Annotated in this window: 11 protein-coding genes; 8 read left to right on the top strand and 3 right to left on the bottom strand. The window is 75.2% G+C overall.

The window, feature by feature from the left end:
* Nucleotides 1–74 precede the first annotated feature (74 nt).
* The 3 genes from ABTX81_RS00545 (at nt 75) to ABTX81_RS00535 (ending at nt 3,486) form a co-directional block, all read left to right on the top strand.
* Nucleotides 75–1,454: a serine hydrolase domain-containing protein gene (locus ABTX81_RS00545; RefSeq protein WP_350540693.1), complete on the top strand. Its 1,380-nt coding sequence runs from the start codon at nt 75–77 to the stop codon at nt 1,452–1,454.
* Between the two features lie 353 nt (nt 1,455–1,807).
* On the top strand, nt 1,808–2,671 hold the full coding sequence (locus ABTX81_RS00540) for a GNAT family N-acetyltransferase (protein ID WP_350540692.1): 864 nt from the start codon (nt 1,808–1,810) through the stop codon (nt 2,669–2,671).
* Nucleotides 2,668–3,486 (top strand): lysophospholipid acyltransferase family protein, encoded by an 819-nt coding sequence (locus ABTX81_RS00535; RefSeq protein WP_350540691.1) that lies wholly within the window; start codon nt 2,668–2,670, stop codon nt 3,484–3,486. Before ABTX81_RS00540 ends, ABTX81_RS00535 begins: the two co-directional genes overlap by 4 nt.
* A gap of 394 nt (nt 3,487–3,880) precedes the next feature.
* Here ABTX81_RS00535 and ABTX81_RS00530 read toward each other — a convergent pair whose 3' ends face one another.
* Complete coding sequence (locus ABTX81_RS00530) at nt 3,881–5,464, bottom strand: MFS transporter (protein WP_350540690.1); 1,584 nt, start codon at nt 5,462–5,464, stop codon at nt 3,881–3,883.
* A gap of 156 nt (nt 5,465–5,620) precedes the next feature.
* Here ABTX81_RS00530 and ABTX81_RS00525 point away from each other — a divergent pair, with 156 nt between their 5' ends.
* The 3 genes from ABTX81_RS00525 to ABTX81_RS00515 all read left to right on the top strand — a co-directional run bounded on the left by ABTX81_RS00525 (nt 5,621) and on the right by ABTX81_RS00515 (nt 9,061).
* Nucleotides 5,621–6,304, top strand: coding sequence for a TetR/AcrR family transcriptional regulator C-terminal domain-containing protein (locus ABTX81_RS00525; protein ID WP_350540689.1), 684 nt, complete (start codon nt 5,621–5,623; stop codon nt 6,302–6,304).
* 100 nt (nt 6,305–6,404) lie between these two features.
* Nucleotides 6,405–7,412 carry a prolyl aminopeptidase gene (pip, locus tag ABTX81_RS00520; RefSeq protein ID WP_350540688.1) on the top strand — a complete coding sequence of 336 codons (1,008 nt, stop codon included), beginning with the start codon at nt 6,405–6,407 and terminating at the stop codon, nt 7,410–7,412.
* Nucleotides 7,413–7,510: 98 nt separating this feature from the next.
* On the top strand, nt 7,511–9,061 hold the full coding sequence (locus ABTX81_RS00515) for an esterase/lipase family protein (RefSeq protein WP_350540687.1): 1,551 nt from the start codon (nt 7,511–7,513) through the stop codon (nt 9,059–9,061).
* 12 nt (nt 9,062–9,073) lie between these two features.
* On the opposite strand, the gene ABTX81_RS00510 is transcribed toward ABTX81_RS00515, so the two are convergent.
* Nucleotides 9,074–9,685, bottom strand: coding sequence for a MarR family winged helix-turn-helix transcriptional regulator (locus ABTX81_RS00510; RefSeq protein ID WP_350540686.1), 612 nt, complete (start codon nt 9,683–9,685; stop codon nt 9,074–9,076).
* A 94-nt stretch (nt 9,686–9,779) separates the two neighbouring features.
* Between ABTX81_RS00510 and ABTX81_RS00505 the strand changes: the two genes are divergently transcribed.
* Together ABTX81_RS00505 and ABTX81_RS00500 are read left to right on the top strand one after the other, a co-directional pair.
* Nucleotides 9,780–11,102 (top strand): MFS transporter, encoded by a 1,323-nt coding sequence (locus ABTX81_RS00505; protein WP_502892685.1) that lies wholly within the window; start codon nt 9,780–9,782, stop codon nt 11,100–11,102.
* On the top strand, nt 11,099–12,106 hold the full coding sequence (locus ABTX81_RS00500; protein WP_350540684.1) for a YdcF family protein: 1,008 nt from the start codon (nt 11,099–11,101) through the stop codon (nt 12,104–12,106). Before ABTX81_RS00505 ends, ABTX81_RS00500 begins: the two co-directional genes overlap by 4 nt.
* Nucleotides 12,107–12,227: 121 nt before the next feature.
* On the opposite strand, the gene ABTX81_RS00495 is transcribed toward ABTX81_RS00500, so the two are convergent.
* Nucleotides 12,228–12,770: a PaaI family thioesterase gene (locus tag ABTX81_RS00495; RefSeq protein WP_350540683.1), complete on the bottom strand. Its 543-nt coding sequence runs from the start codon at nt 12,768–12,770 to the stop codon at nt 12,228–12,230.
* Between the last annotated feature and the right edge of the window lie 98 nt (nt 12,771–12,868).

Below are 12,868 nucleotides of genomic sequence, written 5' to 3'. Positions count from 1 at the left end.
CTAGGTTGGCCGCGGTGCCATGGCATTGCGGCACCAACCCGTGCGAAGTCGACCGAAAGACGTCAGAGGATCAGATGACCGACCTGTCCGACGAACTGCTCCCCACCACCCGCCGCGCGCTGCTGCACCGTCTGGCCGTCGCCCAGTCCGAGGGCCGCACCCCCTCGATGGTCGCCGCCGTGGTCCGGGACGGACGGCTGGTCTGGAGCGGCGCCCGCAGCATGGTCGACGGCCACGCGCCCACCACCGACGTGCAGTACCGGATCGGCTCGATCACCAAGACCTTCGCCGCCGTCCTCGTCATGCGGCTGCGCGACGAGGGCCTGCTCGACCTCGCCGACCCGGTCGAGCGCCACCTGCCCGGCACCCCCGCCGACGGCGCCACCGTCGCCCAGTTGCTCTCGCACTCGGCCGGCCTCGCCTCCGAGACCCCGAGCCCGTGGTGGGAGCGGACCGACGGCGCGCTGCGCCCGGCCCTCGCCGACCTCCTGGAGGAGGAGCGGCCGCGCCGCCACCCCGTCGGGCGGCTGCACCACTACTCCAACCCCACCTTCGCGCTGGTCGGCGCGCTGGTCGAGCGGCTGCGCGGCGAGCCCTGGGGCGAGGTGCTGCGCCGCGAGGTCCTGGAACCCCTCGGCATGGACCGCACCACCCTGCTCCCCGAGCAGCCGCACGCCGGCGGCTTCGCCGTCCACCCCTGGGCCGACGTGATGCTGCCCGAGCCGCTCACCGACAACGGCCTGATGGCCCCGGCCGGCCAGCTCTGGTCCACCGCGGCCGACCTCGCCCGCTGGGCCGCCTTCCTGGCCGGCGGCAACGAGAAGGTGCTCTCCGCCGACACCCTGGCCGAGATGCGCCGCCCCGCCGTCGCCCCGGACACCGACGACTGGACCGAGACCTACGGCCTCGGCCTCCAGCTGATCCGCCGCGACGGCCGCACCCTGTTCGGGCACGGCGGCTCGATGCCCGGCTTCACCGCCGGCCTGTGGATCAGCGAGGCCGACGGCCTGGCCGCGCTCGCCTTCGCCAACGCCACCCACGGTTCCCGCACCGGACAGGTCGCCACCGACCTGATCGCCATCACCGCGCAGCACGAGCCCCGGTTCCCCGAGCCGTGGCGCCCGCTGCCCGAGGTCGACGAGGAGCTCCTCGCCCTCACCGGCCCCTGGTACTGGGGCGCCGCCCCGCACGCCCTGCGGCTGGCGGCCGGGCGGACGCTGGAGCTCGCGCTGCTCGCCGACGGCGGCCGCGGCTCCCGGTTCCGCCCCGAGGACGACGGCACCTGGACCGGCCTCGACGACTACTACGCGGGCGAGACGCTGCGCGTGGTGCGGGCCGCCGACGGCTCGGTGAGCCACCTGGACATCGGCTCCTTCGTGTTCACCCGCGAGCCCTACGGCCCGGCCGAGGTCATCCCGGGCGGCCTCGACCCGCGGGGCTGGCAGGCCTACTGACCTCCCCTCGGCCCCGCCGCGCCCCGCCCCGCCGTACCCCGGCGGGGCGCGGCGCACCGGGGTCCCGGTCATGCCGCCGGCGAGGCTCCAGCAGAGTACCGCCCCCGGAATCCACCCCATCCGGCGGAGGACGGGGCGGCGTCCTGGTGCCCGGCAGATGACGCGCACGCGTCGGGTGGCCGCATTCAGCAGGTGCACATCTGCGCTCCGCCGAACCGCAACGTGGACGCCAGCCGACTTGGAGAGACATACGGGTGCCGGTTCGCAGTCCCGTCAACCGTACGGGCCTGGCCGGGCCGGTGCCACGGAAACCCCGTGGCCGCCGTCGTCCGTGCTGCCCTGGAGGGTCCGCCATGACCACTGTCCCTTCGTACGCTCCGTCCGCAGTCACCCCCGCCCCGGCCGCCGCGGTGCCCGCCCCGCGCCAGGAGGGCGCGGCCGGCTCCGCCTCGGCCGTCTACACCGTCTCCCTGGCCCGCGACGAGGACGACGTCCGTGCCGCCCAGCGGCTGCGCCACCAGGTCTTCGCCGACGAGCTCGGCGCCTCCCTGCACAGCACCGTGCCCGGCCTGGACGTCGACCCGTTCGACGAGTTCTGCGACCACCTGCTCGTCCGCGAGGGCGAGGACGGCGCGGTCGTCGGCACCTACCGCCTGCTGCGCCCCGAGGCCGCCCGCCGGGCCGGCCGGCTCTACTCCGACGGCGAGTTCGACCTCACCGGACTCGCCCCGCTGCGCGACGGCCTGGTCGAGCTCGGCCGCTCCTGCATCGCCGCCGAGCACCGCGGCAACGGGGCCGTGATCAACCTCATGTGGGGCGGCATCGCCCGCTACCTCGCCGACACCGGCAACACCTGGGTGGGCGGCTGCTGCTCGATCTCCCTGGACGACGGCGGCGCCACCGCCGCCCGGGTCCGGGACACCGTCACCGCCAAGCACCTGGCCCCCGAGCAGTACCGGGTCACCCCGCACCGCCCCTGGGACGCCACCGGCGTGGCGCGGGCCCGGAAGGCACCGCTGCCGGCCCTGCTCCGCGGCTACCTGCGGCTCGGCGCCTGGGTCTGCGGTGAGCCCGCGTACGACCCGGACTTCAACTGCGTCGACCTGTACGTGCTGCTCTCCCTGGAGCGGACCGACCCGCGCTACCTGCGGCACTTCCTCTCCGGCGTGGGCGGCGTCGGCACGGCGGCGGCGCCGGCCACGGAACAGGCCTCATGAGCGTCTGGCTGCCGACGGCCTCCTGCACCCCGGAGGCCTGCCTGACCGACCCCGCGCCCACCGTCGCCCTCCCCCGGCGGGTGCTGCGGCTGGCCGCCTGCCTGGTGGTGCTCGCGGCAGGGGTCGCGCTCTGCCTGCCGGCGCGGGCACTGCCGCGCGGGACGCGCGAGCGGCTCGCCCGGTTCTGGGCGCGCGGCCTGCTCGGCTCGCTGGGGGTCGCGGTGCGGATCGAGCCCGCCCCCGGGGCCGGCGCCGGGGACGGGGCGCTGCTGGTGGCCAACCACGTCTCCTGGCTGGACATCCCGCTGATCGCCGCCGCCCGCCCCGGCCGCTCGCTGGCCAAGACCGAGGTGCGCCACTGGCCCGTGCTCGGCCCGCTGATCGCCTGGGGCGGCACCGTCTTCCTCGACCGCGACCGGCTGCGCACCCTGCCGGCGACCGTCGCCGAGGTGGCCGAGGGGCTGCGGGCCGGCCGGCCCGTGATCGTCTTCCCGGAGGGTTCCACCTGGTGCGGCCGGGAGAGCGGCCGCTTCCGCCCGGCCTTCTTCGAGGCCGCCGTCCAGTCCGGCGCCCCGGTCCAGCCGGTGGCCATCCGCTACCGGCTGGCCGACGGCCGCCCCACCAGCGCCCCCGCCTTCGTCGGCGAGGACGGCCTGCTCACCTCCCTGGCCCGGGTCGTCGCCGTCCGGGGCCTGGTCGCCGAGCTGGCCTTCCGCCCGGCGCTCCCGGCCCCGCCCACCGACCCGGCCCACCCCTGGGAGGCCCGCAGGACCCTGGCCCGCACCGCCCAGAGCGCGGTGGAGGGAATCCGCTGAACGACGGCGGCCGAGGCGACCGAGGGGAGCCGTCCGGTGAACGCACCCCTTCGGCCGCCGCACGCACTCCCGGATCCCGCTGCTGCCGCGCCGGCCGCGTCCGACGGCCCGGTGGTCGAAGGACCCACGGCGGCGGCATCGGGTCCGAGGCGGAGGAGCCATCGGTGGTGGCCGGCTCCGAACTCGCCGACCTGCGACCCGTCCTCGACCAACCGCGCCAGGACACCTGGACCCGGCTGAAGCCGGAGCACCAGGGCACCGTGACGGCCGGCGCCATGACCGACTCCGGCCGCACGATCCAGGGCTGGAACCCCGCTGCGGGCAGCGCTGGACGTCCACGCGACCGCCGTCTTCCGCCGACCGGCTGTCTCCCTCCCCCGCGCGCCGTCCGTGCTCAGCTCGTCCGCGCCCGGCTCGTCCGCCCGCCCGCCGGGGTCTGCGCGCGGGAGCGGGCGGCGGGCGGCGCCGGCGGCCGGCCGGAGCCGCGGAGCAGCAGGGCGACCAGGACGGCGGCCGCCGCCAGGGCCGCCGAGCCGCAGCGCAGGGCGAGCTGGATGCCCTCGGTGAAGGCGTGCTCGACGGCCTGCCGGACCGGGGCGGGGACCGGGTCGCCCGGGGCGGTGGTGACGGTGGCCAGGGTGTCGGTGGTGCGGCCGAGGGCGTCCGGCGGGAGGCCGAGGCCGGTCAGCGAGGCGGTCAGCCCGGTCGTCAGGCGGTGGGTCAGCACGGCTCCGAGGACGGCGATGCCGAGGACGCCGCCGAGTTCGCGCAGGGTGTTGACGGTGGCGGAGGCGGTGCCCATCCGCTCGGGGGCGACCCGCTGGAGGACGGCGATGGAGACCGGGGTGAACGTCATCCCCATGCCCAGCCCGAGCACGAACAGCGTCCACAGGTACTCGGCGTAGCGGGCCTGCTCGCCGTACAGGGAGAGGCCGGCGAGGCCGAGCGCGCACAGCGCGGTGCCCAGCACCAGGGGAAGCCGGGGGCCGTGACGGCCGGTCAGCCGGGCCGAGAGGGGGCCGGCGACGACGATCATCGCCGTCATCGGCAGGCCGGCGAGGCCGGCGGCCGTCGGGGACCAGTCCAGTACGCCCTGCATCAGCAGCGGCAGGAAGAACAGCGCGCCGAACATCCCGAAGCTCACCGTGAACCCGCCGAGCAGCGCGCCGCCGAGCACGCCGTCGCGGAACAGCCGCAGGTCCAGCATCGGCTCGGCGATCCGCCGTTCGAGCAGGAGGAAGCCGGTCAGCAGCAGCACCGCGAGCACCGCCGTGGTGAGCACCCGGGGGTCCATCCAGCCGCGTTCGGGGCCCTCGACGAGGGTGTGGACGGCGGCGCCGAGGCCGGCCGCGGAGAGCACCAGGCCGCCGAGGTCGACGCGGCGGGCCCGGCCCGGGACCGCGGGCAGCACCCGGCCGGAGAGGACGAGCGCGGCTGCGCCGATCGGCACGTTGATCCAGAACACGCTCGCCCAGCCGAAGGCCTCGACCATGGGCCCGCCGACCACCGGGCCGACCGAGAGGCCGAGCGCGGAGACCCCGGACCACGTCCCGATCGCCCGAGTGCGCTCGCGCTCGTCGGTGAACACGTGCCGCAGGATCGCGAGGCTGCCGGGGGTCAGCAGGGCGGCGCCGACGCCCTGGAGCATCCGCGCGGCGACCAGCGCGCCGACGGTCCCGGCGAGCGCGGCGGCGGCCGAGCCGACCGTGAACAGGGCGAGGCCGAGCCGGAAGACGGCGGTGCGGCCGTAGCGGTCGCCGAGCGCGCCACCGGTGAGCAGCAGGGCGGCGAAGACCAGGCTGTAGCCCTCGGCCACCCACTGGAGGCCGGTGATGCCGGCGTCGAGGTCCCGGCCGATGCGGGGCAGGGCGTTGTTGACGATGACGTTGTCCAGCATGGACATGAACATGGTGATGCAGAGCGTCGCGAGCGCGAGCCGGCGGCGCCGGGCGCCCGCGGGCCCCTCGGTCTCCCCCATCGGATGGTCCTCCCGGTTCCACGGCCTTTTCGCCGGCCTGTTCGACAGTGAGTCCCTAACGGTGTTAGGGACCGGTTTCGACGGAGGACAGCGTGCACCTAACGGTGTTAGATTGCAAGTGCGATCGCAGCCCGCCCGAGGAACAGCGAGGGACCCATGCCGGCCGACGAGGACGACGACGCCCAGCCCGGACTCACCCGCGAGGCGCTCGCCCGGGCCGCGCTGCGGGTGCTGGAGCGCGACGGCCTGGCCGGCCTGTCGATGCGCAAGGTCGCCGCCGAGGTGGGGGTCAAGGCCGCCTCGCTGTACTGGCACGTCCGCAACAAGGAAGAGCTGCTGGACCTCCTCAACGACGCGTTGATGGCCGACGTCGAGGCCCCGCCGCGCACCGGCGACTGGCGCGTCCAGCTGCGCGGCTACTGCGAGCGCTACCGCGCCCACCTGCTCGGCCGGCGGGACGCGGCCAAGGTGGTGGCGGGCCGCCTCGCGCCCGGCCCCAACCTGCTGCACCTGATGGAGGACCAGCTCGACCGGCTGCGCGTGGCCGGGTTCTCGGCCGCCGACGCCGCCATGGTGTCCTACCTGCTCGGCGCGTACGTGCAGGGCTTCGTGCTCCAGGAGCAGTCCCCGATGGCGGCGGCCGAGACCACCGGCACCGGCCGGCGCGAGCTCGCGGACGCCGCCGCCGAGCGGTTCCGGGCGCTGCCGGCCGCCGAGTTCCCCCGCCTGGTCGCGATGGCCGACGACCTCACCGGACCCGATCTCGACGCCCGGTTCGCCTTCGGTCTCGAACGCATCCTCGACGGGCTGGCGGCGCTTCTCCCGTCCGAGCAGCGCTGACCGTCCCGGGCGGCGACCGAAACCCGTTCGACCGTCGCCGCCGGGACGGCTAGGGTCGCGGGGCGCCCGGCACGACAGGTCCCCCCGAGGAGGCACCCGCATGACCGTGTTCCACCCCTTCGGCGAGCCGTACGCGGAGGGCCTGCTGGACGTCGGCGACGGGCAGCGGATCCACTGGGAGGTGTCCGGCAACCCGGACGGCAAGCCGGCCGTCGTGGTGCACGGCGGACCGGGATCCGGGCTCAACGCCCGCAATCGGAAGTACTTCGACCCCGCCCGCTACCGGCTCGTGCTGTTCTCCCAGCGCAACTGCGGCCGCAGCGAGCCGCACGCCGCCGACCCGGCGACCAGCCTGGAGCACAACACCACCGCGCACCTCGTCGCCGACCTGGAGCGGCTGCGCGAGCACCTGGGCATCGAGCGGTGGCTGATGTTCGGCGGCTCCTGGGGCTCCACGCTGATCCTCGCCTACGCCCAGGCACACCCCGGGCGGGTGTCGGAGATCGTGCTCAGCGCCGTCACCACGACCAGGCCGGAGGAGATCGACTGGCTCTACCGGGGTGTCGGACGGCTGCTGCCCGGCCCCTGGGAGGCCTTCCGCGACGCGCTGCCGCCCGAGGACCGCGACGGCGACCTGCTCGCCGCGTACGACCGGCTGCTGAACGACCCGGACGAGTCCGTCCGCCGCGCGGCCACCACCGCCTGGGCGACCTGGGAGGACGCGGTGATCGCCCACGAGACGACGGGCTCCCCGAACGCCTACACGGCCCGGCCCCCCGAGGCGCTGACGGCCTTCGTCCGGATCACCGCGCACTACTTCTCCCGGCGGGCCTTCCTGGAGCCCGGACAGCTGCTGCGCGACGCGCACCGGCTGGCCGGCATCCCCGGCGTGCTGATCCACGGCGCGCTCGACCTCGACAGCCCCCTGGACACCGCCTGGGCGCTCGCCAAGGCCTGGCCGGACGCCGAGCTGACGGTGATCCAGGACGCCGGGCACACCGGCTCCCCCGCCACCGGCGAGGCCGTCCTCGCGGCGATCGAGCGCTTCGCCGACCGGTCGGCCCGCACGGGCAGTGACGGGCCCTCAACGGTCCGCAGCCAGGGGTGACAGGCCGGCGCCGGCCGCCGACACTGGGGGGAGAGGTTCCCATCCCAACGGGTCGGCCGGTGCCGGCCGGTGCCGGCCGCGGAGAGGGCAGGCCGGCCATGAGCACGCCGTCCGCCGGGCTCCCGATCATCTACGTCCGGGGATACGCCGGAGGCACCCCCGGGATCGAGAAGGCCGTGACGGATCCGTTCTACGGATTCAACCAGGGCTCGACGCACATCCGCGTCGGCCGCCAGGACAACCCCGTTCTCTACCAGTTCGAAAGCCCATTACTGCGCCTGCACCTCGACGAGGGCTACCACATCGTGGTCGAGGGCGGCCCGCGGGCGGAGAAGGAGGAGGCCCCTCCCCCGGAGAGCATCTGGATCCACCGCTTCTACGACGTCTGCTCCGGCAGCTGGGGCGGCCAGGCCCGGTCGTTCGACCTGGAGACCGCCGCCCGGGACCTGCTGAAGCTGATCGACCACGTGCGGGAGCGCACCGGCGCGCGCCGGGTGAACCTGGTCGCCCACTCGATGGGCGGGCTGATCTGCCGCTGCCTGCTGCAGAAGATCATCCCGGTCGAGCGCGGCCAACGCGCCACCGACTACGTGGCGAAGCTGTTCACCTACGGAACGCCGCACGGCGGCATCACCTTCGCGGTCGGCTTCGGGGTCCCGGAGGCGCTGCGCGACCTGTTCAACATCAACGGCTCCGACATCTTCGGCCCCGAGCGGATGTACCAGTACCTCACCCCGGACCCCGACCCGGACGGGCCGCCGGACGGCTGGCGGGCGGTGGACGTCCCCGACGACGACGGCAGCGGCGGGCCCGCGGACGCCGCCGGCCGCTTCCCGCTCGACCGGATCTTCTGCATGGTCGGCACCAACTCCCGGGACTACGACGTCGGACACGGCGTCTCGGCCGAGGCGGTCGGCCCTCGCAGCGACGGCCTGGTGCAGATCGAGAACGCCCAGGTCACCGGCGCCCACCGGGCGTTCGCGTACCGCAGCCACAGCGGCTCCTACGGGCTGGTCAACTCCGAGGAGGGCTACCAGAACCTGCGCCGCTTCCTGTTCGGCGACCTGCGGGCCGCCACCGATCTCGTCGATGTACGGCTGCCCGAGGAGGACGAGGTCACCTGGCAGGCGGAGGTCCGGCTCACGGTGCGCGGACTGCCGGTGCTGATGCACGAACGATCCGCCCCGCACTGGTGCCCGGTCCAGCTCTCCGACCCGACCGAGGCGAGCGTGCGGGCGCGGGCCGCCACCGCCGGGGACGGCGCCGTGCCGCTGGCGACCGCCTTCCTCGCCAGCCGGCTCCGTCCGGAGGAGGCGGGACCGCTGCGGTTCGTCCTCGACCTGAACCTGCTCTCGCTGCGCGAGACCCACGGGCTCTTCGGCTTCGGCGACCACCTGGAGCAGACCGCAGACTTCTCGGACACGCTGATCGTCGACGTGGACACCGGCGGCCCGCGGCCGGCCGCCTGGGCGCACTGGAACTCGGAGGTGCCCGGGGCGATCCGGGACCTCACCCCGACCGGCGACCCGCTGCCCGACGAGGACCCTCGGGCCGGCGCCTGGCTCGCCCACGTCCCGCTGCCGGCCACCACCCGGCCGATCCTCGGCCCGGACGCCCGGATCCGCCTGACCGTCGGGCCCTGGAACTGACGGGCCGGCGCCTCAGGCGTGCCGGCCCCCGGCCTCCTGGCGGTCGGCCCCGGTCCCAGCCCCAGCCCCAGCACCGGCCCCGTCACCGGCCCCGGCCTCCGGTGCCGGCTGCTCGGCGGCCAGCAGGACGCGGCGCAGCAGGTCGGAGAGCTGGCGCCGCTCGGCCGGGGTGAGGACGCCGAGCAGGCGCTGCTCCTCGCGGCCGACGACGTCCAGCGCCTTCCGCCAGGCGAGCCGGCCCGCCTCGGTGAGTTCGACGTCGACCCGGCGGCGGTCGTCGCTGGAGGGGGTGCGGACGAGGAATCCGCGCCGTTCCAGCGCCTCCAGACGGCCGGTCACCGAGGCCGGCGCCAGGTTGAGGTCGGCGCGCAGTTCGGAGGGGGTGGCCCGGCCGCCGCGGCCGGCCAGCCCGTGCAGGGTGTCGAACTCGTGCTTCTGCAGGCCGTAGTCGGCCACGCCCTGCTCGCGGACCCGGCCGAGGTGGCGGGTGAGCTTGCTCATCCGGGTGACGGCGCCCTCGACGTCCGGGTCGAGCTGCGGCAGCACCGGCCGCCAGCGTTCGACGTGGCCGTCGGTCCAGTCCCGGGGCCGGTCGGCCACCGCCCGGTGGGTCGCGCGTGTCATGCCCCGAGTCTAGGCGTCCGTGAGCTGCGGATTTCGGGCCGCTGATATTTCGTTGCCGAAATTTCGGTACCGAAATACAGTCCCGTCCGTGACCCTGAATCAGCACCCGCTACGACTGCGCGACTTCCGGCTGCTCTTCCTCGGCCGGACGGTCTCCACCCTCGGCGACGCCGTCGTCCCCGCCGCGCTCGCCCTCGCCGTCACCCGGGCGACCGGCTCCTCCGGCGCGCTCGCCCTCGTGCTGGGCTGCGCGATGGTGCCGCGCCTGCTGCTGCTCCCCCTGGGCGGTGTCGTCGGGGACCGCGTCAACCCCCGGCTGGTCGCGCTCGTCACCGACCTGGTCCGGGCCGCCGCCCAGGTGGCCGTCGGCCTCGAACTCCTCGCCGACCAGCCCCGGCTGGCGCCGATCGCGGCCGCCGAGGCGCTCGGCGGGATCGCCTCCGCGTTCGCCATACCGACGGCGACGCCGCTGGTCGCCGCCACCGTGGAAGGGCCGCAGCGGATGCGGGCCAACGCGCTGCTCGCCTCGGCCGCCAACGCCGCCCGGCTCGGCGGTCCGGCGCTCGCCGGGGTGCTGGTCTGGACGGCCGGCGCCGGCTGGGCGTTCCTGCTGGACGGCGCCTCCTTCCTGGTCAGCGCGGCGCTGCTGACCCGGCTGCAGGTCCGGCACACCCCCGGCGAGCGCCGCTCGCTGCGCACCGACCTGCTGCGCGGGTGGAGCGAGGTGCGCTCGCGCGACTGGTACTGGACGAGCCTGGTCGGCCACGGCGTCTGGAACGGCGCGGCCGCCGTCCTGCTCACCCTCGGCCCGCTGATCGCCACCCGGCGGCTGGGCGGCGAGGGCGTGTGGATCGCCATGACCCAGGCCGCCGCGTGCGGGGTGCTGGCCGGATCGCTGCTCGCCGGCCGCTACCGGCCGCGGCGGCCGGTGCTGGTCGCCAACCTGGGCCTGGCGCTGTACGCCCTGCCGCTGGCCGCGCTCGCGGTGGCGGCGCCGGCCCCGGTCACGGTGGCCGCGTACACCCTGGCGATGACGGGGCTCGGCTTCCTCAGCCCGGTGTGGCAGACGGTGGTTCAGCAGGAGTTCCCGCCCCAGGTCCTGGCCCGGGTGACCTCCTACGACTGGCTGCTGTCGCTGGCCGCCGCTCCGCTCGGGTACACGCTCGCGCCGCTGGCCGCCGACGCCTGGGGCAGCACCGGGCCGCTGCTGGTCACCGCCGCGCTGGTCGCGCTCGCCTGCGCCGGGACGGCGGCCGTCCCGGGCGTCCGCCGGGTCGGGCGGACGGGCGGAACGGACGGTGCGGGAAGCCCCGACGTCGCGGACGGAGAGGCCGAACCGGACATTTCCGGCATGCGGCCCACCGACCGGGAGGCCCCCGCCGACCCGGTCCGGCGGAACCCTACGATACGGGCATGATCGCCTATGCCCCCGCGGCCTTCTTCTTCCTCCTCTGCGGGATCGGAGTCCTTCGCGACCGCCGCCGGTTCAGCAACGCCGTCCTGCTCGGCATCGCGGTCTCCTTCCTCGCCCTCGCGCTGATCGCCGAGCTGCGCCGGGCGCCCACCCTGGTCGCCGAGCTGGCCGTGGCCGTGATCGCCCTGCTGCCGACCGCCGGCACCGTCGCCCTGGTCTGGTTCCTGCTCTCCAACGGGCTGACGATGATCCGCAAGGAGGGGTGGCGCCCGGCGAACCTGCTGTCGCTGCTGGCCGGCCTCGGCATCCTCGGGCTGATCGCCCTGTTCGCCGCGGCGGTGATCACTGACTCCGAGCGCCTCGGCATCCTCGCCGCGACGGCGCTGCTGGTGGTCGGCTACCTCTCCTTCCTCTTCGTCTGCTTCGTCGGCTACGCCTTCCTCTACCAGCGCCACCGGCCGCGCGGCGACGTCGACTTCGTGGTGGTGCTGGGCTCCGGGCTGATCGGCGGGGAGCGGGTGCCGCCACTGCTCGCCAGCCGGCTGGAGCGCGGCCGGGAGGTCTACGAGAAGCAGGCCGCGCGCGGCAACCCGCCGGTGCTGATCACCTCGGGCGGCCAGGGCCCGGACGAGAAGCTGCCGGAGTCCCACGCGATGGCGGACTACCTGGTGGAGCGCGGCTTCCCGGCCGAGCACCTGGAGCGCGAGGACCGCTCGCGAACCACCGAGGAGAACCTGCTGTTCAGCAGGACGATCATGGAGCAGGCCAAGCCCGACTACCGCTGCGTCATCGTCACCAACAACTTCCACGCCTTCCGGGCCGCCCTGATGGCCCGCAAGACCGGCGTCACCGGCCAGGTCTTCGGCTCGCCCACCGCCCGGTACTACTGGCCGAGCGCGACGATCCGCGAGTTCGCGGCCGTCTTCCTCTCCCACAAGCTGGTCAACCTGGGGATCTGCGGCTTCCTCGCCGTCGTCGGGCTGCTCGCCGCGACCTTCGGAGCCTAGTGAGGCGCTGAGCGAAGTGAAGCTCTGAGCGCCGCCCGAGTGCGGCGGCGCGGCCGACGGGCCCCGGTGGCCGTCCGCGCGTCCTGGTGCGCGGGTGACCACCGGGGCCCGTGCGCGTGCGTCAGCCGGCGCCGCGCGGGGCGAGGACGGCGCAGGTGGTGGTCGCGTGCGCGAACAGCCGGCCGTCCTGGCAGCCGAGGATCCGCGCCTCGGCGGTCGCCATCGTCCGGCCGACGTGCAGCGCGACGCCCTCGCAGCGCACCGGCCCCGAATCGGCGAACAGCGGCCGCACCATGTGCACGTTCAGCTGGGTGGTGGTGTAGCCGACGCCGGCCGGCAGCCGGCTCATCACGGCGCAGCCCAGCGCCGAGTCCAGCAGGGTGGCCAGGTAGCCGCCGTGGACGGTGTTCATCGGGTTGAAGAGGTGGTCGCCGAGCTCGCCCTCGAAGACGGCCGTCCCGGGCCCGGCCTCCACCAGCCGGAAGCCCATGGTGCTCCCGATGGCCGGCTGCGGGATCCGGCCGGCGATCATCTCCCGGAGGATCTCCTCGCCGGTGAGGTGCGGGAACGCGGAGATGGGCGGACCGGCCCGCCACTCGTGGGTGCGGGTGCGCGGCTCCCCGTCGGCCGACGGGCCGGCGGGATCGATCTCGAAGGTGGTCATGCCACCACCTTTTCCCCTCGCCCGGCGCGCGATCAAGGGTGACCCCGACCTCGTTCACGCTCCGCCCGGACGGCGCGCCATGGCGGCGTCGGCCATGT

It is taken from the genome of Kitasatospora sp. NPDC097605, assembly GCF_040302725.1.
Taxonomy (GTDB): Bacteria; Actinomycetota; Actinomycetes; order Streptomycetales; family Streptomycetaceae; genus Kitasatospora.
The sequence above is the reverse complement of the archived record's forward strand: the minus strand, read 5'-3'. Positions and strand labels throughout refer to the sequence as shown.